Origin of the sequence: Nocardioides cynanchi (assembly GCF_008761635.1) — a bacterium.
Taxonomy (GTDB): domain Bacteria; phylum Actinomycetota; class Actinomycetes; order Propionibacteriales; family Nocardioidaceae; genus Nocardioides; species Nocardioides cynanchi.
In genome coordinates this window covers 2550816-2571237 of record NZ_CP044344.1, presented here as the reverse complement: position 1 = coordinate 2571237, position 20422 = coordinate 2550816, and the positions used below count along the sequence as shown (strand labels likewise).

Genomic DNA, 20422 nt, shown 5'->3' with positions numbered 1-20422 from the left:
TCACCGGTAGAAGTACGGGTCCAGCACGCTGACCCGGGTCACGCTGTCGACCGGGAGCCCGTTGCGCTCGGCCGCGCGCTGGATGGACTCCACGTCCGGGCCGTCGTACAGGCAGAAGGTCCTGGTCTTGTCCTCGTTGACGTAGGAGTGCACCCAGGTCACCCCCACCTCGGCGTTGCGGTTCACGACGCCGAGGCAGGCCTCGGCGCCGTCTGCGTCGACCGGGATGTGCAAGCCGTCAGGGAAGGTCCGCTCCACCATGAATCGCGCCATCGTCGTGCTCCGTTCGTGGTCCGATCCGGCCCCGTGCGGACCGGTGGGTCGAACCTACGAAGCAGCGCAGGTCAGCGGATCGGCATCTGCTGCCCAGGTTGGAGCTGGTGCTGCCCAGCTTGCGCCGCGAGCGCCGCGGCCTCGGTCCGGGTGCGGACGCCCAGCTTGCCGAGCACCGACGAGACGTGGTGGTGGACGGTCCGTTCGGAGAGTACGAGGCGTCCCGCGATCTCGGCGTTCGTGAGTCCCTGGGCCAGGAGCCCCCACACCTCGTCCTCCCGCGCGGTCAGCCCCCAGGGGTTCGCCGCGGTGGCCGGCCGCGGGCCCCGCTCGACCCCGGTCGCCCCCAGCTCACGCAGGCGGGCCCGGGCGATGCGGGCGGCTGGTACGGCGCCGAGCTCGGTCAGCACCGAGAGTGCCTCACGCAGATCGGCCTCGTCGCCGGCCAGCAGGGCGACGGCTGCGGCGTACGGGCGTCGCAACCGGCGCCACGTCTCGGCGGCCTCGCGGGGCGGCCGGAGCAGCTCCACCGCCCAGGCGCCGTCCATCTGCTCCGGCAACGGCCGGTCGGGGTCCAGGCGGTGCAACCAGTAGGCGACCTCGGCGACGATCCACCGGTCACCGGTCGCGACCGCATCGTCGAGGGCCCGCTCGAGGTCGGCGCGCATCGCGGACAGGGTCCCGGACAGCCAGGCGGACTCCGCACGTGCCGCCAGGGCCTGGGTGAGCCGGGGCGGGTCGGACAGCGTGGCGGCGATCCGGGTCGCCTCGGCGAGCAGGTCGGCGTGCGGCTGCCCCGTGCGGATCAGCAGGCGCACGGTCGGGACCAGGGCCACGAACCGCAGGATCGGCGAGGGGTCCACCAGGGCCAGCAGTGCCGGCGCGTCGCTGGCGGCGGCCTCCCACTCGCCCGCGTCGATCAGGTAGAGCAGCCGGTCGGACTCCAGGCAGATCCCGTTGCCCTCCAGGTCGTGGGCTCGGCAGTAGGCCAGGCCGTCCGGCTGGAAGCGTTCCGCGAGCTCGGGGAGCCCGTAGTCCACGCCGAGGCAGGAGAGGTTCTGGTAGGCACGGCCGGCGAGGTCGTGCAGTCCGTTGGACACGGCCAGCTGGAGGCCCTGCTCGGCGAGGGGGAGGGCGTCGAGATCGCCCTCGGCCATCCGGGCGTAGGCGAGGGTGCCGAGGGCGTGGCTCCGGATCCACGTGCTGTCCACCTCGTCGGCGACCCGCAGCGCCAGCTCGGCGTACTCGATCGCCGTCGGGTAGCGGGCCATCACCAGCTCGAGCCCGGCGAGGGCGGCGATGGCGCGTCCGTACGCCGCGTCCTGCGGGCCGTCGGCCAGCACCCGGACCGCCTCGTCGGCGGCCGCCGCCGCTTCCGCAGGACGGGCCAGGTCCAGGTAGAGCCGGGCGAACATGGTCAGCCCCGACGCGATCCCCGCCGGGTCACCGAGGGACCGACGGAGCTCGAGGGCCTCGGTGCGGGGCGCCACCGCTGCCTGGTGCCGACCGGTCAGCCAGAGCTCGGTGGCCCACCGCTCCAGCAGGTCCGCACGCCGGGCGGCCGGCTCGAGGTCGGCAGCGGCGACGGCGCGGGCGAGCTGCCCGGCGGCCTCGCGGTGGGCCCCGAGCCGGGAGGCGTGCTCGGCGGCTTCCGGCGCGAAGCGGAGCACGGCCGCCCGGTCACCGCAGCGCTCGGCATGCTCGGCCAGTCGGGGCAGCAGGTCCGGCTCGGCCCGGGCGGCCAGGAGGGAGAGCGCGGCCGCGTGCAGGGAGCGCAGCGCGGCCGGCCCGAGCGAGGCCAGCACGGCCTCGCGCACGATCTCGTGCCGGAACTCGAAGGCGGGCGGGTCGAACCGCAGGAAGCCACCGCTCACGCACTCGTCCAAGGAGGTCGCGCGGACCTCCGGCATCGCGAGGAGCGTCTGCGGCTCGGCCCGCGGGCCGAGGACCGCGGCCGCCGCCAGTGCCCTCCTGGCCGGCTCGGGGAGCCGCTGGAGGCGGGCGATCACCGCGTCCCGCACACGTCCCGGGAGCGGCGTACCGGCAGCGATCATCTCGGAGACGAAGAAGGCGTTGCCGTCGGTCTGGGCCATCAGCGAGGCCGGGTCGAGCCCGGAGCCCTCCGCCAGGCGGGTCACCTCGCCGACGGTGAGCGCCGGGACGGACACGTGGCGCACGCCGGGGTACGCCGTGACGTCGCCGAGCCAGGCCCGGGTCGCGTGCTGGGGGTCGACCTCGTCGTCGCGGTAGCTGGCCAGCACCAGCAGCCGGTGCCCGTCGATGCGTCGCGCGAGGAAGCCGAGGAGGTCCAGGGTCAGGGCGTCGGCCCAGTGGATGTCCTCGAAGACGACGACCCGGGTCGCGTCGCCCGCGGTCATCGCAGCGAGTGCCGCGTCGAGCAGGTGGTCGCGCCGGCCCTCGCGCAGCAGATGGGCCAGCTCGCCGCCCAGCCTGGGCGCGAGGTCGAGGAGCGGGCCGCCCGGACGCGGCGTGCTCAGTGGCTCGCAGTAGCCGACCAGCACCTCGTGCCGCCTGGCCGCCGTGTCGGCGAACTGCCGGATCAGGGTCGACTTGCCGGAGCCGGCCTCGCCGGCCAGCAGCACCAGGCGACCCGCCCCGGCCGATGCGCTCTCCAGGGCCTCGCCCACCGCCGCCAGGGGGTCCGGGCGGGGCAACGTGTCGACCACGCACGCATCCTCCCGCGACCGGGCCCCGGGGGACAGTGGTCCGGCGCGGATGCGAGACGATGCGGTCCGTGAGCGAGCTGATCCACGACATCGGCAGACGCCGGGCGTGGCTGATCTGGGGGGTCGCCCTCTCGGTCTACGTGCTCGCGGTGTTCAACCGCAGCTCGCTGGGAGTCGCGGGGCTGCTCGCCCAGGACCGGTTCGGGATCACCGCGACCCAGCTGTCCTTCTTCACCGTCCTCCAGCTGGTCGTCTACGCCGGCCTGCAGATCCCGATCGGGGTGCTGCTGGACCGCTACGGCTCCCGGGTGCTCCTGCTGTCGGGGCTGGCCCTGATGACGGTCGGCCAGCTGACCTTCGCGTTCGCCACGTCGTTCCCGGTGGCGGTGGCGGCCCGGGCGGTGCTGGGTGCGGGCGACGCGACGGTGTTCGTCAGCGTGATCCGGCTGGTGACGCTCTGGTTCCTGGTGCGCCAGGCTCCGCTGATCACCCAGCTCACCGGGCAGGTGGGCCAGGTCGGCGCCATCGTCGCGGCCGCCCCGCTGTCCATCGCGTTGCGGAACCTCGGGTGGACCCACACCTTCGCCCTGGCCTCGGCCCTCGGGGTCCCGCTGATGGTGGCCGTCGCGCTGCTGGTCAAGGACTCGCCGTACCGTCGCGAGGGCGTGGCGAAGATCAAGATGCGGGCCGTGGCCCGGACGCTGCGCCTGGTCTGGGGCAACCCCGGCACCCGGCTGGGGATGTGGTCGCACTTCACGTCGCAGTTCTCGGCCACGGTCTTCTCGCTGCTGTGGGGGTTCCCGTTCCTGGTGCGGGGCGAGGGGCTGTCCGAAGGCACCGCGAGCGCCCTGCTGATCGTGATGACCGGCTGGGTGATCGTCAGCGGGCTGGTGCTCGGCTCGCTGGTCGCGCGCTTCCCGTTCTACCGCTCGTGGTTCGTGCTCGGCATCGTCGCGGCGATGGCGACGGGGTGGGCGGTCGTGCTGCTGCGCTCGTCGCCCGCCCCGCTGTGGATGCTGGTCGTGCTGGTGTGCCTGATGGCCACCGGCGGCCCCGCCTCGATGGTCGGCTTCGACCTGGCCCGGACCTTCATCCCGGTGGAGGCGTCGGGGCGGGCGAACGGCTTCGTCAACGTCGGCGGGTTCTCGGCCAGCCTGCTGACGATGGGGCTGATCGGGGTGCTGCTCGACTGGCACAGCGGCGGTGGCGGCGCCGCGTCGTACGACCTGGGGGACTTCCGGGTCGCGATGTCGGTGCAGTTCGTCTTCTGGGGCTTCGGCGCCGTCCAGATCCTGCGCTACCGACGCAAGGCGATCGACCACCTGCACCGCGTGCACCCCGGCGTCGTCGAGTCGATGAAGCGCGGCGAGGCCTTCGCCCACCTGGGCTTCCACGAGCGCGAGGGTGTCTAGGACCCCTGCGACTCCTCGGCCTCCATGGCGGCGACGAAGTCGCGCTTGACCCGGCGCCACTCCTCGTCGGTCATGGTGCGGCGCCAGTACGGCGAGCAGGAGAGGTCGGCCCGGGTCAGGCCGCGGTCGTGCAGCAGGTGGTGGCGGACCGCCCGGATCTCGTCGGCCTCGCCGTGTACGAACCCGAAGGGCCGGCCCGGCAGGAAGTCGAGGCCGCGAACGGCGTCGGCCAGCAGGTCGGCGTCCTCGGGGCCGCCGCTGCGGTGCAGCCACCCGACGTCGATGCCGGGCCGGTCCGGCAGGGGGACCTCGTGGTCGGGTCCGTCGCAGACGACCCGGACCACGGCTCGGGCCTCCGGCGGCAGCGACTCCAGCGAGGCGGCGATGGCGGGCAGCGCGGACTCGTCGCCGAGCAGCAGGTGCCAGTCGGTCTCGGGCCGGGGTCGGTAGGCGCCGCTCGGTCCGGTGAAGACGAAGACGTCACCGGGCCGGGCCGCGGTCGCCCACGGGCCGGCGACGCCGCTATCGCCGTGCACCACGAAGTCGACGGTCAGGAGGCAGGCAACCGGGTCCCAGGCGCGCACGGTGTAACGCCGACGGGCCGGCTGCGGGTCCTGCGGATGGCTCTCGCGCACGGTTTGGGGATCGAAGACCTCGTCGTAGCTCGCGCCGGCCGGCCGGAAGGCGGCGTTGAGGTAGGCGTCGGTGGCCTCGGGCATCACCAGCCGATCGAGGTCTCCGCCCCCGAGCACGATCCGCACCATGCCCGGCGTGAGCTGCTCGGTCGTGGTCACGACTCCGTGCACGTGGTGGCCTCCTCCGCCTGGGTTCTGCGAGCCTACGTGGGCCTCAGCCGCCGAGCGGCGGTGCGTCGAGGTCAAGCTGGCCGGTGTTCAGCGGGGAGTCCTTGCGCGAGACCATGTCGAGCCGCTCCTCGGGGCTGAGGGCCTCCAGCAGGGGCGCGAGATCGGCGCCGAAACCGTCGACCTCGGGTGCGTCCGGCACCGGCACGATCGAGTGGACGACCCGGTCGTCGTACACATGGACGACGTTGAACGCCTGGTGCCCGTCCACCGCGGAGATCAGCCGGTCGAGCGGGGCGGTGTCCACGACGTAGCAGGTGGCGGCGGCGACCGAGACCGGGATCCCGGCGAAGGTCGAGTGGGAGGAGAAGTGGTAGTGGCCGCCGAGGATCGCGCGGACGTCCGAGCCGCGGAGCACCGCAGCGAGCCGGTCGGTGTCGAGGAGCTCGATGATCTCCGCGGCCGGCACCAGGGGAGACGGGATCGGCGGGTGGTGCAGGGCCAGGATCGTGCCGTGCTCGGCAGGCGTGGCCAGGACGTCGCTCAGCCATCCGAGCTGCTCGTCGGTGAGCTCGCCGTGGTGCCAGCCCGGCACGCTGGTGTCCAGGCTGACGACCCGCAGCCCGGCGACGTCGTACACCCGGTCCTGGGGGGCGTCGGACTCCTCGCCGAACAGCTCGCGGGAGTACGCCGTGCGCTCGTCGTGGTTGCCCATGCACCAGACGACCTCGGCGCCGATCCCTTCCGCGAACGGCTCGACCAGGCTGCGCAGCTCGCGATAGGCCGCCGGCTCGCCGAGGTCGGCGAGGTCGCCGGTGACCACCAGCGCCTGGGATGGCGGGTCGATCCTTGTCAGGCGCTCCAGGGCGGAGCGGAAGTGCGCCACGGTGTCGATCGCGCCGTACTGCCGGGCGTCGCCGGCGAGCAGGTGGGTGTCGCTGATGTGCGCCAGCACGTGGCTGGGCGGCGGGAGCTGGCCGAACGAGGTCACCCGGCGAGCCTACGGCCCGCTCCAGCGCTCGACCCGGGTCGTTCAGGGTGCGGCTGAGGCGGTCCCGAGACGGGGTACTTCTCAGCCGAAGCCGTCGCTTCTCCGCCGAAGTTTCGCCTGGGAAGCGACGGTTTCCCCGGTGAACCGGGGAAACCGCGCCCCTCACCCGCTCCGCCGGCGGCAGGCTCAGGGGCGCGCGGGCTCGATCCGGCCGGTCACCTCGCCGAGGGTGATCCGTCCGCCGCTCGTCCCGGGGGCGGAGTAGCGCAAGGTCACCACGTCGCCGTCCTCGAGGAAGGTGCGGCTCTCTCCGCCCGGCCCGCCGAACGGCTCCCGGCCACCCCAGCTGAGCTCGAGGAACGAGCCCCGGGTGTCGGGCTCCGGGCCGCTGATGGTGCCGGAGGCGAACAGGTCACCGGGCCTGGTCGAGGCGCCGTTCACGGTCAGGTGCGCGAGCATCTGCGCGGGCGACCAGTACATCGTGCGGTACGGCGGGCGGCTGACCACCCGGTCGTTCAGGACCACCTCGACGTCGATGTCGAGCCCGCGGGGTCCGCCCCCCTCCGAGCCGGGCGAGCCCGGCCCGACCAGGTAGTCCAGAGGTGTCGGGTCCTGGCCGGGCAGGTCGCACCACGCGGCGTCGAGGGCGGCGAGGGGGGTGACCCAGGCTGCCACCGAGGTGGCGAACGACTTGCCGAGGAACGGTCCGAGGGGCACGTACTCCCAGGCCTGGATGTCGCGGGCGGACCAGTCGTTGAGGCCGACGACGCCGAAGACGTGCTCGGCCAGGTCGCCGACGCTGATCCGCGACCCGAGTGCCGAACCGGCACCGATCACGAAGCCGAGCTCCGCCTCGATGTCGAGGCGTCGGCTCGGCCCGTAGGTCGGGGCGTCCTCCGTCGGCGCCTTCCGCTGCCCGCAGGGCCGGACCACCGGCGTACCACTGACGACGACGGTGCCGCCACGACCGTGGTAGCCGACGGGGAGATGGCGCCAGTTGGGCAGCAGCGGCTCCTGGTCGGGTCGGAAGATCCGGCCGACGTTGGACGCGTGGTCGAGCGAGGCATAGAAGTCGACGTAGTCGCCCACGGCGAACGGCAGGTGCAGGCGTACGTCGTCGACCGGTGTCGCTGCCAACGCATCGGCGGCGGCGAGGTCGGTGACCTGGGCCCGGGTCTCGGCCCAGGCATCGGGACCGAGCGCCATGAAGTCGTTCAGGGTCGGCCGGTCGAGCTCGGGACGTAGGTCGGCGACATCGAGCACCCGGTCGCCCAGGCGCACCCCGATCCGTGGGGTCCCGGCGCCGACGGAGTAGGCGCCGTACGGCAGGTGGTCGAGGCCGTAGCCGTCCGGCTCAGGCATGGGGAGCCTCGAGCAGGCCGAGGGCGAGCAGGTCGTCGAGCGGGTCGCTCACGCTGCACGAGCCGAACGACGTGAACCAGCGGCGGGCACCGGCGAGGTCGCTGGTGCGCGCCAGCGCGACCATGTCGTTGGTGTAGTGGTCGTCGAGGACCTCGGCCACCTCGGCGACCGTCCCGCCGTCGAAGGCGCGCCGGGTGGCCAGCAGCACGTTGAGGAAGCCGTGGTGCTCGAAGCCGGTCTCGTGGTCGCGGTGGCGGACGGCATGGTGCAGCCCCGCCGTGCACTTGTACGACGTCTCGCGGTCGAGCGCGGCGTCGATCCACGCGGCGACCGTCGCAGCGTCGGGGAAGAGGTGCGCCTCGACGCCCCCGGTCCGGAACTTGAGGTGGGCCTCGGCTTCGGCCACGGCGTCGGCGCCGGCCAGCCACGAGGCGGTCGGCCCGACCTGGGGCAGCTCGACATGGATCTCTGTCTCCTCGGGCAGGCCCTCGGCCCGCGCGGCGTAGACGGCGGCGTTGATGCGTCGTACGTTGCCAGCGATGTCGTCGAGGTCGCGGACCGCGATCTCGATGCCGGTCAGCCGGTGGCCCAGGCGGCCGGCCAAGGTCGCGACCCCGGCGACGGCGCCCGCCCCGCCGGTCACCACGACCGTCACCGGGATGTCCTGGGGCACCTCCGGGAGCCGGGTGTCGGTGACGACGAACGAGCCGACGAGGTCGGCGTACCACTCGTCGCGCCGGGAGCGGAAGGCGTCGACCGCGTCGGGCAGGGGGACGTCGCCGGGCGGGAAGACCGCCGCGTCGTCGACCAGGCCGGACCAGGCGGCCGGAAGGTTGGCAGGGCTCACGCCGCCCAGCCAACCACAGCCCGGCGGCGGTGGGTCTAGACCAGTCGGGCCCGGCCGCGCTTGCCCAGCTGGTCGGCGATGATCACGCGCTGCACCTCGCTGGCGCCCTCCCAGATGCGCTCGACGCGCAGCTCGCGGAAGAAGCGCTCGGCGACGTTCTCCCGCATGTATCCCCGTCCGCCGAAGACCTGGACGGCCCGGTCGGCGACCCGCCCTGCCATCTCGCTGCAGAAGAGCTTGGCCATCGAGCACTGGGCGTGGGCGACCTTGAGGTCGAGGCCTCCCGACTGCCCGTCGAGGCTGCGGGCCAGGCCGTAGACCATCGAGCGGGCCGCGAAGAGCTCGGTGAGGCTGTCGGCCAGCATCGCCTGGACCAGCTGCTTGTCCGCGAGCCGGTCGAGGCCGATCCGTCGCTGGGCGGCGAAGGCGGACATCTCGTCGACCAGCCGCTCGACGGCGCCGAGGCAGCGGGTCGCGATCATCAGCCGCTCGTAGCGGAACCACTCGTAGACGAACGACATCCCGGCATCCTCGGAGCCGATCAGGTGGGTGGCCGGCACCCGGACGTCCTCGAAGGCCACGATCGGGTGGTGGTGGGCGATGGTGTGGGTGTACGCCGGGGTGCGGACCACGCGGATGCCGGGGGTGTCCTTGTCGGCGACGAAGAGCGCCTGCTCGCCGGCGTGCTCGCCGGTCGTGAGCACGGCCTGGAAGAAGACGTAGTCGGCCTTGTTGTACGACGTGACGTGCCACTTCACGCCGTTCAGCACGTAGTCGTCACCGTCCCGCGCTGCGGTGGCCTGGAGGTCGGAGACGTCCGAGCCGGCGTGCTCCTCGGTGATCGCGTAGCACTCCTCGCGGCGGCCTTCGACGGTCGGGATCAGCCAGGTCTCACGCTGGTGGTCGTTGGCGACGGCGGGCCACCAGCCCGGTGGCGTCGTGAGGCACCAGGCCAGCGCGTTGGTGACCCGGCCGCCCTGCTCCTGCACCAGCACCTGCTGGAGGTGGCTGAGCCCCCGACCGCCCACGTCGACGGGCATGTTGGTCGCGGTCAGCCCGAGCTCGACGGCCCGGGCCTCGAGGCGGTGCGCCACGTCGGGAGGGAGCTCGCCCTCGTGCGCCTCGGCGTACTCCTCGTGCGCGATCAGCTCGTCGGCGAACCCGCGGGCGCGAGCCTGGAGCGCGAGGTCGTCAGGGGTCAGTCCGTACATGCGCCGTCCTTCGGGTGATCGGGCGTCACCCCGCCGATCGAGCGGAGGTCCCACGCGGGTCGAGCGGAGTCGAGAATCGTTGACTGACCGTTCAGTCTATGCCACGCTCGCCCCCATGACCACAGTGCCGCGAAGCGCCGATGCGGTGGTCGTCGGCGGTGGGACGATCGGCGCCTGGACCGCGTGGTTCCTGCGTCAGTCGGGCCTCGGCGACGTCGTCCTGCTCGAGCGCGACACGCTCGGCCAGGGTGCCAGCTCCCGGGCCGCAGGCATGGTCCGTGCCCAGGGCGGCACCGAGGCCGCGGTCCGGCTCGGGATGTTCAGCCGGGACTTCTACACCGGACAGCAGGAGGCGCTCGGGATCGACTCGGGCTTCGTGGCGCAGGGGTACTTCATGCCGTGCTTCACCGACACCGAGGTGCAGCAGGCCCGGGGTCGGATCGCGATGCAGCAGGCGCTCGGTCTCGACGTGCGCTGGGTCGACGGCGACGAGGTCGACGCGATGAACCCGGCGATGGCTCCCGGGCAGACGCTCGGATCGTCGTACGCGCCCGGCGACGGCTACATCGACCCGCCCCGCAACGTGCTTGCCTACACCGCCGCGCTGTTCACGGCTGGGGTGCGGGTCTGCGAACGCACGCCGTTCACCGGGCTGGCCGTCGAGGCCGGGCACGTGGTGGGGGTGCACACCTCGGCCGGCGACATCGCGACCAGCCGCGTGGTGCTGACCGGCGGACCGACCCTCGCTGCCGTCGGGGCCGCGGCCGGCGTCCGGATCCCCTCCGGCGGGGCACGGCACCAGGTCGTGGTCACCGAGCCCCATCCGGCGTTCGCTCCCGACCGGCTGCCGATGGTCTTCGACCTGAGGTCGGGGATCTACTGGCGTCCCTGGGAGGGCGGGCTGATGTGGGGGATGAGCAACCCCGACGAGGCGCCCGGCGAGGCGCGCGCGTTCGACCATGGCTACTTCGAGGTGATGGCCGAGCGGATGGCGACCCTGGTGCCCGCCACCACCGAGGTCGGGCTGCGCAAGACGTGGGCCGCGACGATCGACTACACCCCCGACCACCTGCCGATCCTGGGTCCGGCCCTGCGCGACGGGGAGGTCCTCGACGGCGCGTTCGTGGCCGCGGCGGGCGGGCACGGGATGATGTGGGGCCCGGGGGTCGCCAAGGCCGCCTCCGACCTCGTGCTGACCGGGCAGAGCGACGTCCTCGACACGACCGACCTGGGTCTCGACCGCTTCGACGCCGACGGCCGCAGCCGGCTGACCCCGGACCCGATCGCCCTCCCCTTCCCCGAGCTCACCTGACCCACTCGGCACAAACAGGCAGCCCCAAGCCGCTCACTCGGCACAAACAGGCACCCCCAAGCCGCTGAGTCGGCACAAACAGGCAATCCCACGCCGCCGAGTCGGCGCAAACGGGCGTCTCGAGAACTCCGACTCGGCGCATCGTGACGCGGGGCAATCGGCCCCGGTGTGTCTGTTTGCGCCGACTCGACGTGAATGCCGCGTTTGTTTGCGCCGACTCAGCGTGATTACGACGTCTGTTTGCGCCGAGTCAGCGGGGGAGGAGGAGGGCGTCGACGACGACGGCACCACCCGCCGGCTGGTCGGGAGTGGGTGCCGGGCCGACGACGACCGGGTTGAGATCGAGGCCGGCGAGGTGGTCGCCGAGCTCCAGGGTGAGCTGCCCGAGGCCGACGATCGTGGTCACCAGCGCGTCGACATCGGCCGGTGGGGCGCCGCGGTAGCCCTCCAGCACCCGCCACAGCCGCAGGCGGCCCAGCAGGTCGAGCGCCGGACCACGGCCGACCGGTGGCAGCGCGACCGCACGCTCGCCCATCAGCTCGACCAGCGTCCCGCCGGCCGCGACCACGACGAGGGGGCCGAGCAGCGGGTCGCGGACGATCCCGAGCGCCACCTCGACCCCGGCCACCTGACGTTGTACGACGACCCGCGCACCGAGCCGCGCGGCCAGGTCGTCGTACGACGTCCGCACGGCCTCGACGGACGCTATCCCGAGGCGCACCCCGTCCTGCTCGGTCTTGTGGTGGACGGCGGCCTCCGCGGTCTTCAGTACGACGGGGTACCCCAGCGCCGACGCCACCCCGACGGCTTCGTCGGCCGAGCCCACCACCGCGCTCGGGACCACCGCGATCCCGTAGTCCTCCAGCAGGGCGGCCCAGTCGCCCAGCCCTCGCTCGGTCCACCGGGCCTGTCGCGCCCGGTCCACCACCGCCTCCGGCCGCGCCGCCGGCGGCGGCGACAGCAGATGACCGATGGCGCGCAGCCCCGACGCCGTGCCCTCCAGGACCGGGATGCCGAGGCCTCGCAGCCGCGCCGCCGCCATCGGGTCGACGGCGGACGCCAGGTTGGACAGCACCACGACCGGTTTCTCGGTCCGCGTCAGCAGCGTCGCGAGCGCCCGCGGGAACGACTCGTCACCGTCGTACTCCTCGACCAGGTCGACCGCCAACGCCACCACCCCGACCTCGGCGTCGTCGGCCAGCGCCGCCAGCGCGCCACCGAAGAGCTCCTCGGTGTCGGCCCCGCTGCCCCACACGTCGAGCGGGTTGATCGCCTCCAGCCCGGGGTCGAGCAGCGAGGAGAGCCGCTCCACCGTCGCCGGGGCGAGCTCGGCGAACGGTACGCCGAGCCGCTCCGCGACGTCCGCGACCAGGACCCGCTCGGCGCCCGAGTCGTGAGCGGTCGCCAGCCCGCGGCCCGCCGACGGGACCAGGCGCCGCCCGATCGAGAACAGCTCGAGGCTGTCGGTCAGGTCGGCGAGGTCGAAGCAGCGATGCACGCCGTACCCCGCGAACAGGGCCTCCCAACCGGCGTCCGACCCCGCGACGGCTCCCGAGTGCGCGTCGACCAGGGCCTGCCCGCGCAGCGACGAGCCGACGGTCAGCGCGCACACCGGGATGCCCCGCGCGGCTGCCTCGGCCAGGCCGGCCGCCAGGTGCGGGGCGTCGCGCATCGTCTCCAGCACCAGCCCGACCACCCGGGTCTGGGGCAGGGACAGCGCGTAGGCCAGGTGGTCCGCCGCGGTCGTCACCAGCTCCTGGCCCGACGAGACGGCGACGGAGTACTCCAGCCGCCGGTGGGTGCGCAGCAGTGCCGAGAAGACCGAGCCGGAGTGGGTGACCAGCGCGATCGACCCGGCGGGCAGCGGGTCGCGCTCGAGGTAGCCGATCGCCCGGACCCCGGTCGTGGTGTCGACGAACCCCATGCAGCCAGCGCCGACCAGCGCCATCTGGCCGGCCGCCGCGACCACCTCGTCGCGGACGCCGTACGCCGGCCCGTAGATCACCGCCCCCGCGTCACCGCGCGCCGCCGCCAGCGAGAGCGCGGGCACGAGGGCGGAGTCCGGGACGCCGAGGAGCACCAGGTCGACCGGTTCGGGCACGTCGGCCAACGACGGCACGCAGGGATGACCGAGTACCGAGGTGCGCCCGGGGTTCACCAGGTGCACCCGCTCGAGACCGGGGCTGCGCAGCACCTCCGTGGACACCCGCCAGCCGAACGAGCCGGGCCGTTCGCTGGCGCCCACCACGGCCACCGAGCGCGCGGACATCATCCTCCGCAGCCGCTCCGGGGGATCGAGGGTCACCGACCCGCCCGGGAGGAGATCGTGGCCGGAGCCAGGCCGTGCCGGTCACCGGCCACGCCCACGTCGTGGGTCCCCGCCATGGTGCTCACCGCCCTCCGAAGTCCTGACTGACTGTTCAGTCTAAGGCGTGCTAGCGTGCGTCCACAAGCAGTCGACCGATGAGCAAGGGGAGGCCATGGCCGCGCGCGACACCGGCGACGCCGTCGCCGACGTACGCCGCGACCAGATGCTCTCGGCGGCCGCCACGCTGATCGCGGAGCGCGGTTTCAGCGACACCCGGATCGCCGACGTCGCCGAGCGCGTGGGCGCCAGTCCGGCGCTGGTCATCTACTACTTCGGCACGAAGGACAGCCTCCTCACCGAGGCCCTGCGCTGGTCCGAACGCTCGTTCTACGCCGCCACCGAGGAGATGCTGCGCTCGACGACCGGGCTCCGCGATCGCCTCGAGACCCTCGTCGAGTGGACCCTGGTCCCCGCCAAGCAGAGCTCGATCACCGGCGACTGGGGCCTCTGGTTCGACCTGTGGGCCCAGGCCTTCCGGCACCCCGAGGTCAAGAAGGACCGCGCCGAGCTCGACGCCCAGTGGCGCGACCTGATCGTGCGCGTCGTCCGGGCCGGGGTCGACGCCGGCGAGATCGGGGAGCTCGACGTCGAGACGTTCGCGATCATGTGGAGCTCCCTGCTCGACGGGCTCGTGGTGCAGGTCGCCCTCGACGACCCGGTCGTCGACGTGGCCCGGGCCCGCAAGGTGGCCCTCGACGTCGCCGGCAAAGAGCTCGGTCTCGGCCCCGCCCGGTCCCGCGCAAAGCGCAAGCGCTGACAGGTCGTCGCCGGCCGGTCACACTGGCTCCATGAGCTTCGAGGTGCCGGCTGAGTCCTACCTCCGCTTCATGGGCCGCTACTCCGAGCCGCTGGCCCGCGAGTTTCTCGCGTACGCCGCGCTGCCGGAGGGTGGCCGGGTGCTCGACGTGGGCTGTGGTCCGGGGGTGCTCACCCAGCTCCTGGTGGACCGGCCCGGAGCCGCCCCGGTGTCCGCGGTCGACCCCTCGCCACCGTTCGTCGCGGCGACGCGAGACCGCTTCGCGGGGCTCGACGTGCGCCAGGCCCGGGCTGAGGCGCTGCCCTTCGACGACGGCACCTTCGACGCGGCTCTGGCCGGGCTGGTCGTGCACTTCATGACCGACCCGGTCGGCGGGCTGCGGGAGATGGGTCGGGTCACCCGGCCCGGCGGCGTGGTCGCGGCCTCGGTCTGGGACCACGCGGGCACCGGCTCGCCGCTGTCGCTGTTCTGGCAGGCGGCCGCGGAGCTCGACCCCGACGCCCCGGTCGAGGGCGACCTGCCCGGCACCAGCGAGGGTCATCTGGTCGCGCTGGCCACCGAGGCCGGTCTCGACGACGTCGAGCCGTCGGCCCTGACGGTCCGCGTCCGCTTCACGTCGTACGACGAGTGGTGGGCGCCCTACCTCCTCGGGGTCGGCCCGCTCGGCGACTACGTCGCGACCCTGGACGAGGAGCACCTGCGGCGGCTCCACGACCGGTGCCGCGCGCGGCTGCCCGAGCCACCGTTCGAGCAGGCCGCCACCGCCTGGGTGATCCGGGCCCGCGCCTAGCTCAGGCCGACAGCAGCCGCAGCGCCTGGGGCGACACCTGCGCGACGACTGCGGCGCCCTCGGCGAGCCAGGCGGGCGGAGCGCCGGCCACGTTGGCGACCTCGGCCTCGAGACGCAGCCCCGAGCAGTCGAGGAGCACCGCGGTGTGGGCTCCGCGGAAGGTGAGCGTGCCGACCCGGCCGGGCAGCACGTTGGCGCCGTCGGTGGCGGTGCCGGCGGGGGTCACCTCCACCCGCTCCGGGCGCACCATCACCGCCATCTCGGAGCCGGGCTCCGCCCGGGTGCCGGCAACCCGCAGCTCGACGTCGCCGACCTTGCAACAGACGCCGTCCGCGTCGGCCGACACGATGTGCGCGTCCCAGAGGTTCGCGGTGCCCAGGAACGTGGCCACATGGGCGTTCGCGGGCTCGCTGTAGACCTCGCTGGGGGTGCCCACCTGCATCACCCTGCCCGACTCGAGCACCGCGAGCCGGTCGCTCATCGTCAGTGCCTCCTCCTGGTCGTGGGTGACGTAGACGAAGGTCGTGCCGACCTGCTTCTGCAGGGCCCGGAGCTCGAGCTGGAGCTGCTTGCGGAGCTTGGCGTCCAGGGCGCCCATCGGCTCGTCGAGCAGGAGCACGGTCGGCTCGAGGACCAGCGCGCGGGCCAGTGCGACGCGCTGCTGCTGGCCGCCCGAGAGCTGATGCGGCTTGCGCTTGGCCAGGCTGCCCATCTGCACGAGCTCGAGCGCGGCGCCGACCCGACGTCGTACGTCGTCCTTGGAGGCGCGCTGGTAGCGCAGGCCGAAGGCGACGTTGTCGGAGACGTCGAGGAAGGGGAACAGCGCGTAGGACTGGAAGACGGTGTTGACCGGACGCTTGTGCGGCGAGACCTGGGAGAGGTCGGCACCGTCCAGGACGATCTGCCCCTCGTCGGGCTCCTCGAACCCGGCGATCATCCGCAGGGTCGTGGTCTTGCCGCAGCCGGACGAGCCGAGCAGGGAGAAGAACTCACCCTCGCCGATCTCGAGGTCGAGTCCGTCGACCGCCACGGCGTCGCCGAAGCGCTTGACGAGCCCGGTCAGTGACAGCCCGCCGGCCATCAGGCGCGAGACCCGAGCAGCTCGTCGGCCAGGTGGCCGCAGTTGGCGACGAAGCGGTCGATGTCGGCGTCGGTGTGCTGCACCGAGATCAGCCACTGCTCGACCTTGCCCCACGGCGGCAGGAACGCGCCCCGGTTGTGCTGCACCAGCCAGTGGGCGTGGCCGTAGCGGCCGTCGAGCTCGCGGAAGTCGCGGAAGTTGTGGATCGGCTGCGGCATGAACGAGACGCACCCCTTGGCGCCGGCGGTCACGACCCGCCAGGGAGCGTCGTGCCGGTCGATGACGCTCTGCAGCCCCGAGCTGACCCGGTCGCGCAGGTGGTCGAGGTGGGCGTAGGCCTCGTCGGTCAGCACCTCGGTCAGCATCGCCCTGGCCGCGGCCATCGCCAACGGGTTGCCGTTGAAGGTGCCGACCTGCTCGTAGGCACCGGTCGCGATCAGCCCCATCACCTCGGTCTGGCCGCCGATCGCCGCGGTGGAGACGCCGCCGCCGATCGACTTCGCGACACAGATCAGGTCGGGGGTCACACCGACCAGCCGGCTCACGCCGCCGGGTCCGACCGTGAGCCCGGTCTTCACCTCGTCGAAGGTGAGCAGGGCGCCGTGCGCGTGGAGCAGGTCCTTGAGCCCGGCGAGGTAGCCGTCCTGCGGGTGGATGATGCCGGCGTTCATCATGATCGGCTCCACGATCATGCCGGCGATCTCGCCGGGGTGACGGGCCAGCGCGGCCTCGACGGCCGCCAGGTCGTTGAACTGGACGACGGTCACCAGATCCGCGACGGCGTCCGGGATGCCACTGTTGCTGACCACCCCCAGCGGGGCGTCGGGCGGCCCGATCTCGTCGTCCGGCTCGGGCAGTACCGAGACCATCACCGAGTCGTGGTGGCCGTGGTAGCCACCCTCGACCTTGATGATCCGGTCACGCCCGGTGACCGCCCGCATCAGGTGAACGGCGTCCATGGTGACCTCGGTGCCCGAGTTGCCGAAGCGCCACAGCGGCTGGCCGAACCGCTCCGCGAGGTTGTCGGCCACCACTATGGAGTCCTCGGTCGGCTGGGCGAAGTGCGTGCCCTGGCCGACCCGTCGTCGTACCGCCTCGACGATGGCCGGGTGCGCGTGCCCGGCCAGGGACACGCCGTACCCACCGTGGAAGTCGGCGTACTCGTTGCCGTCCACGTCGACCACGTGGGGGCCCGCGCCGTGGCTGATCCAGACCGCGTGCGGCTCGGCGATCTGCCAGTTGGAGGTCGCGCCGCCGGCCAGCGTGCGAGCTCGCTCCGACATCGCTGCGCTGCCGGTCTGGCGACCGCGGAAGACCTCGGTCTCCTGGTCGATCAGGGAGTCGAGACGGGTGGACAGCTCGGGTGCGATCTCGGTCGCGGTCATGGGACTCCTCGCCCGGGCAAACGATTGACTGATCGTTCAGTCTATGCCAGCGTGAGAGGCTCCGGCAAGGGACTCCACACCGAGGCCAGGGGACTGGATGGGCGCATCTACAGGTCCGGCGAGCGATCGGGCGCGACGGCTGCAACGCCGTACGCTGCTGCGCGCCGGCCTGTCCGCGCTCGCCGTCGCGCCCGCCCTCTCGGCCTGCCGGACCCGTACCCACGACTACGGGACGCTCCGGATCCCGGCCCCCGACCATCCCGTCCGGTGGGGCCTGAGCAAGCGCTATCCCGTGATCGACTCGGGTCTCAAGCCCAAGGCCGGCAGCACGCTGCGCATCTACAACTACGCCGACTACCTCTCGCCGCGGGTGATGAAGGACTTCGAGGCGCAGTGGGGGGTCTCGATCCATCTCTCGACCTTCAACGACGCCGACGAGGCCCTCACCAAGATCGCCTCGGAGAGCCTGGGCTTCGACCTCTACTTCCCCAGCTACGACTCGGTCGGCAAGCTGATCCAGGCCGACTTCCTGCGACCGCTGAACCCCGACTACCTGCCCAACACGGCGAACCTGTGGCACAGCCTGCGCGACCCCTGGTACGACCGCGGCTCGCGCTACACGATCCCCTACACGATCTACAGCACGGGCATCGGCTGGCGGTCGGACCTGATCGACGGTGACCCGTCCACGCTGGCCAACCCGTACGACGCGTTCTGGGACACGCAGTACCGCGACAACATGGCGATCCTCGACGACTGGCACACCGCGATGGCGATGGTGCTGCAGCGCAACGGCATCGACGACATCAACACGACCAGCTCCAAGGACCTTGCCCTGGTGCGCGCCCAGCTGCTCGACCTGCGCCGGACGATGAACCCGCAGGTGACGATCCGGATGTACACCGACATGCCGGCCGGGCAGTACGGCCTGGCCCAGTTCTGGTCCGGGGACGCGATCAACATGCCGTACTACCTGCCCAAGAACGTCGACCCCGGCGTCCTCAACTTCTGGTTCCCACCCGACGGCAAGGGCGAGGTCGACAACGACCTGTGCGTCTGTCTCGGGCAGGGCTCCAACCCGGTCGCGGCGCACTTCTTCATGAACGCGATCCTCGACGACAAGATCGCCGGGCAGAACTTCGGCTATACCGGCTACCAGCCGCCACTGAAGCAGTTCACCCCCAGCACGCTGGTCGACCAGGGCTACCTCCCGGAGAACCTCAGCACCGCCGTCGTCCAGCAGGGCGACTTCAAGAAGGGCTTCCCGTTGCTCGAGCTCCCGGTCACCGCCGACGGCGAGTACCACCAGATCTGGCAGGAGTTCAAGTCCGGTGGCTGACTCCGAGCCTCGCCGCGGAGTGGGCCACCGCTGGCTGTGGCCGACCCTGGCCCTCCCGGGGACGATCTGGCTGCTGGTGATCTTCGTGGTGCCGCTCTACGTCGTGCTCGCGATCCTGTTCGGCGGGGTCGACCCGATCCTGCGGCAGCCGGTCCCGGTGTGGGACCCCCGGTCGTGGGACTTCACGCAGTTCGACTTCGTGATGGGCCGGATCTTCGGCTCCGACGCCTACTTCCGGCCGGCCCTGATCCGCACCGTCCTCTACGTGGCGGCGGCCAGCTTCCTGTGCCTGCTGATCGCCTATCCGGTGGCCTACTTCACCGCCCGCTTCGCCGGCCGGTGGAAGGGCGTGCTCCTCGCCGCCCTGATCGCGCCGTTCTGGATCAGCTACATGATGCGGATGCTGGCCTGGGTCAACCTCCTGCAGACCAACGGCCTGGTGAACAAGACCCTCAGCGCCGGAGGGCTCTTCGACGTCCACGTCGCCTGGCTGCAGGGCCACGGCACGACCGTCGTGCTGGGTCTGGTCTACGGCTACGTCCCCTACATGATCCTGCCACTGTTCGCCGGGCTCGACCGCGCGCCGGTCTCGATGCTGGAGGCGGCCCGCGACCTGGGGGCGAGCCGGTGGGAGACCTTCCGTCGCGTGACCTGGCCGTTGAGCCGGTCGGCGGTCGTGGTCAGCCTTCTCCTGACCACCCTGCCGATGCTCGGGGACTACTTCACCAACGACCTGCTGTCCGGCTCGCCGTCGACGTCGATGATCGGCAACCTGATCAACAACTCGGTGCTGACCCCCGGTCAGACCGGTCAGGCCGGAGCGTTCGTGCTGATCATCCTCGTGGTGTCGGTGCTCCCGATGTTCTTCTACGTCCGCAGCACCCGGTACGGCGACGAGGTGGCGTCATGAGCAGCCCGCTGTCGTGGTGGCGCAACCCTTGGCGTCGTCCGTGGATCCTCGGCGTCGTGACCGTCGGCTACCTGGCTTGGTCCCTGCTGCCGGTGCTGGTCGCCGTTCTCTTCTCGTTCAACGCCGGCCGGTCGCGGGTGACCTGGCAGGGCTTCTCGATGCGGTGGTACTACGGCGACCCACTGCGCTCGGTGTGGCACGACTCGAGCCTGCACACGGCGCTCACCCACACCCTGTGGCTGGGGGTGCTGGCCACCGCGATCACGATCCCGCTGGGTGTCGCGATGGCGCTCGGGCTCGACCGGTGGCGTGGGCGGGTGCCGGCGGGGGCCAACCTCGCCGTCCTCGTCTCCTTCGTGCTCCCCGAGATCCTGATGGCGGTCTCGCTGCTGTTCGTGGCCACGGTGCTGGTCACGCCGCTCCAGCTCGGCACCTCGGGCCAGGTGATCGGGCTGGTGACATACCAGCTGTCCTACCCGGTCGTGATCGTGCGGGCCCGGCTGCTGACCATCGGCCGCGACTACGAGGAGGCGGCCGTCGACCTCGGCGCATCGCCGTTCGGGGCGGTGTGGCGGGTCCTGCTCAAGATGCTGTTCCCCGCGATCTTCGCCAGTGCCGTCCTCGTCTTCGCCGACGTGATCGACGACTTCATCATCGTGCGCTACCTGTCCGGCGACTCCTCCACCGAGCCGGTCTCGGTCAAGGTCTACAACACCGCTCGAGCCGCTCCGACCCCGGCGCTGAACGCGCTGACGACACTGCTGCTGGTCGCCTCCCTGGTGGCCGTGACGGTGGGGTTCCTGGCCTATCGTTGGTTCACTCGGGGTGAGAAGGGCGCAACCCTCGACGTGTTCGCGGGCGAGGCCTAAACTGCTGACTGACTGTTCAGTTGAA

Annotated in this window: 17 protein-coding genes; 7 read left to right on the top strand and 10 right to left on the bottom strand. The window is 72.2% G+C overall.

Annotated elements, in window-relative coordinates:
* The gene (locus E3N83_RS12380; RefSeq protein ID WP_151083543.1) at positions 1 to 273 is read right to left on the bottom strand and encodes a DUF4242 domain-containing protein; all 273 of its coding nucleotides are present in this window, start codon (positions 271 to 273) and stop codon (positions 1 to 3) included.
* A 71-nt stretch (positions 274 to 344) separates the two neighbouring features.
* On the bottom strand, positions 345 to 2960 hold the full coding sequence (locus E3N83_RS12375) for an ATP-binding protein (protein WP_151083542.1): 2616 nt from the start codon (positions 2958 to 2960) through the stop codon (positions 345 to 347).
* Between the two features lie 68 nt (positions 2961 to 3028).
* Here E3N83_RS12375 and E3N83_RS12370 point away from each other — a divergent pair, with 68 nt between their 5' ends.
* A complete protein-coding gene (locus tag E3N83_RS12370; protein ID WP_238342881.1) occupies positions 3029 to 4372 on the top strand; it encodes an MFS transporter in 1344 nt (447 codons plus the stop codon).
* Here the strand turns inward: E3N83_RS12370 and E3N83_RS12365 are convergent.
* The 5 genes from E3N83_RS12365 to E3N83_RS12345 form a co-directional block, all read right to left on the bottom strand.
* Positions 4369 to 5178 (bottom strand): siderophore-interacting protein, encoded by an 810-nt coding sequence (locus E3N83_RS12365; protein ID WP_202879216.1) that lies wholly within the window; start codon positions 5176 to 5178, stop codon positions 4369 to 4371. The genes E3N83_RS12370 and E3N83_RS12365 overlap by 4 nt on opposite strands.
* A gap of 43 nt (positions 5179 to 5221) precedes the next feature.
* Positions 5222 to 6166 carry a metallophosphoesterase gene (locus E3N83_RS12360; protein ID WP_151083540.1) on the bottom strand — a complete coding sequence of 315 codons (945 nt, stop codon included), beginning with the start codon at positions 6164 to 6166 and terminating at the stop codon, positions 5222 to 5224.
* Positions 6167 to 6352: 186 nt separating this feature from the next.
* Positions 6353 to 7528 carry a fumarylacetoacetase gene (gene fahA, locus E3N83_RS12355; RefSeq protein WP_151083539.1) on the bottom strand — a complete coding sequence of 392 codons (1176 nt, stop codon included), beginning with the start codon at positions 7526 to 7528 and terminating at the stop codon, positions 6353 to 6355.
* A complete protein-coding gene (locus E3N83_RS12350) occupies positions 7521 to 8375 on the bottom strand; it encodes a hypothetical protein (RefSeq protein WP_151083538.1) in 855 nt (284 codons plus the stop codon). The genes fahA and E3N83_RS12350 overlap by 8 nt, the downstream gene beginning before the upstream one ends.
* Before the next feature lie 35 nt (positions 8376 to 8410).
* Positions 8411 to 9586: an acyl-CoA dehydrogenase family protein gene (locus tag E3N83_RS12345; protein ID WP_151083537.1), complete on the bottom strand. Its 1176-nt coding sequence runs from the start codon at positions 9584 to 9586 to the stop codon at positions 8411 to 8413.
* Between the two features lie 115 nt (positions 9587 to 9701).
* Between E3N83_RS12345 and E3N83_RS12340 the strand changes: the two genes are divergently transcribed.
* Positions 9702 to 10898 carry an NAD(P)/FAD-dependent oxidoreductase gene (locus tag E3N83_RS12340; protein WP_151083536.1) on the top strand — a complete coding sequence of 399 codons (1197 nt, stop codon included), beginning with the start codon at positions 9702 to 9704 and terminating at the stop codon, positions 10896 to 10898.
* A 250-nt stretch (positions 10899 to 11148) separates the two neighbouring features.
* Here the strand turns inward: E3N83_RS12340 and E3N83_RS12335 are convergent, their stop codons facing one another.
* A complete protein-coding gene (locus E3N83_RS12335) occupies positions 11149 to 13203 on the bottom strand; it encodes an acetate--CoA ligase family protein (RefSeq protein WP_202879215.1) in 2055 nt (684 codons plus the stop codon).
* Positions 13204 to 13378: 175 nt separating this feature from the next.
* On the opposite strand from E3N83_RS12335, the gene E3N83_RS12330 reads away from it, so the two are divergent.
* Together E3N83_RS12330 and E3N83_RS12325 are read left to right on the top strand one after the other, a co-directional pair.
* Positions 13379 to 14023, top strand: coding sequence for a TetR/AcrR family transcriptional regulator (locus E3N83_RS12330; RefSeq protein WP_151083535.1), 645 nt, complete (start codon positions 13379 to 13381; stop codon positions 14021 to 14023).
* Positions 14024 to 14054: 31 nt separating this feature from the next.
* Positions 14055 to 14813 (top strand): class I SAM-dependent methyltransferase, encoded by a 759-nt coding sequence (locus E3N83_RS12325; protein WP_151083534.1) that lies wholly within the window; start codon positions 14055 to 14057, stop codon positions 14811 to 14813.
* A 1-nt stretch (position 14814) separates the two neighbouring features.
* Here the strand turns inward: E3N83_RS12325 and E3N83_RS12320 are convergent, their stop codons facing one another.
* Together E3N83_RS12320 and E3N83_RS12315 are read right to left on the bottom strand one after the other, a co-directional pair.
* Positions 14815 to 15894 (bottom strand): ABC transporter ATP-binding protein, encoded by a 1080-nt coding sequence (locus tag E3N83_RS12320; protein ID WP_151083533.1) that lies wholly within the window; start codon positions 15892 to 15894, stop codon positions 14815 to 14817.
* Positions 15894 to 17279 (bottom strand): aspartate aminotransferase family protein, encoded by a 1386-nt coding sequence (locus E3N83_RS12315; protein WP_151083532.1) that lies wholly within the window; start codon positions 17277 to 17279, stop codon positions 15894 to 15896. The genes E3N83_RS12320 and E3N83_RS12315 overlap by 1 nt, the downstream gene beginning before the upstream one ends.
* A gap of 97 nt (positions 17280 to 17376) precedes the next feature.
* Here E3N83_RS12315 and E3N83_RS12310 point away from each other — a divergent pair, with 97 nt between their 5' ends.
* Genes E3N83_RS12310 through E3N83_RS12300 form a run of 3 tightly spaced genes read left to right on the top strand, consistent with a single transcriptional unit; the run spans position 17377 to position 20397 of the window.
* The gene (locus E3N83_RS12310) at positions 17377 to 18618 is read left to right on the top strand and encodes a polyamine ABC transporter substrate-binding protein (RefSeq protein WP_151083531.1); all 1242 of its coding nucleotides are present in this window, start codon (positions 17377 to 17379) and stop codon (positions 18616 to 18618) included.
* Positions 18611 to 19528: an ABC transporter permease gene (locus tag E3N83_RS12305; RefSeq protein WP_151083530.1), complete on the top strand. Its 918-nt coding sequence runs from the start codon at positions 18611 to 18613 to the stop codon at positions 19526 to 19528. Before E3N83_RS12310 ends, E3N83_RS12305 begins: the two co-directional genes overlap by 8 nt.
* Positions 19525 to 20397, top strand: a complete 873-nt coding sequence (locus E3N83_RS12300; protein ID WP_151083529.1) for an ABC transporter permease — start codon at positions 19525 to 19527, stop codon at positions 20395 to 20397. Before E3N83_RS12305 ends, E3N83_RS12300 begins: the two co-directional genes overlap by 4 nt.
* The last annotated feature ends 25 nt before the right edge of the window (positions 20398 to 20422 follow it).

Bases quoted from the DNA above. Each gene is read 5' to 3' on its own strand.
- E3N83_RS12310 (WP_151083531.1), top strand. From the start codon at position 17,377: ATGGGCGCATCTACAGGTCCGGCGAGCGATCGGGCGCGACGGCTGCAA.
- E3N83_RS12325 (WP_151083534.1), top strand. From the start codon at position 14,055: ATGAGCTTCGAGGTGCCGGCTGAGTCCTACCTCCGCTTCATGGGCCGC.
- E3N83_RS12345 (WP_151083537.1), bottom strand. From the start codon at position 9,586: ATGTACGGACTGACCCCTGACGACCTCGCGCTCCAGGCTCGCGCCCGC.
- E3N83_RS12320 (WP_151083533.1), bottom strand. From the start codon at position 15,894: ATGGCCGGCGGGCTGTCACTGACCGGGCTCGTCAAGCGCTTCGGCGAC.
- E3N83_RS12380 (WP_151083543.1), bottom strand. From the start codon at position 273: ATGGCGCGATTCATGGTGGAGCGGACCTTCCCTGACGGCTTGCACATC.
- E3N83_RS12300 (WP_151083529.1), top strand. From the start codon at position 19,525: ATGAGCAGCCCGCTGTCGTGGTGGCGCAACCCTTGGCGTCGTCCGTGG.
- E3N83_RS12330 (WP_151083535.1), top strand. From the start codon at position 13,379: ATGGCCGCGCGCGACACCGGCGACGCCGTCGCCGACGTACGCCGCGAC.
- fahA (WP_151083539.1), bottom strand. From the start codon at position 7,528: ATGCCTGAGCCGGACGGCTACGGCCTCGACCACCTGCCGTACGGCGCC.
- E3N83_RS12340 (WP_151083536.1), top strand. From the start codon at position 9,702: ATGACCACAGTGCCGCGAAGCGCCGATGCGGTGGTCGTCGGCGGTGGG.
- E3N83_RS12315 (WP_151083532.1), bottom strand. From the start codon at position 17,279: ATGACCGCGACCGAGATCGCACCCGAGCTGTCCACCCGTCTCGACTCC.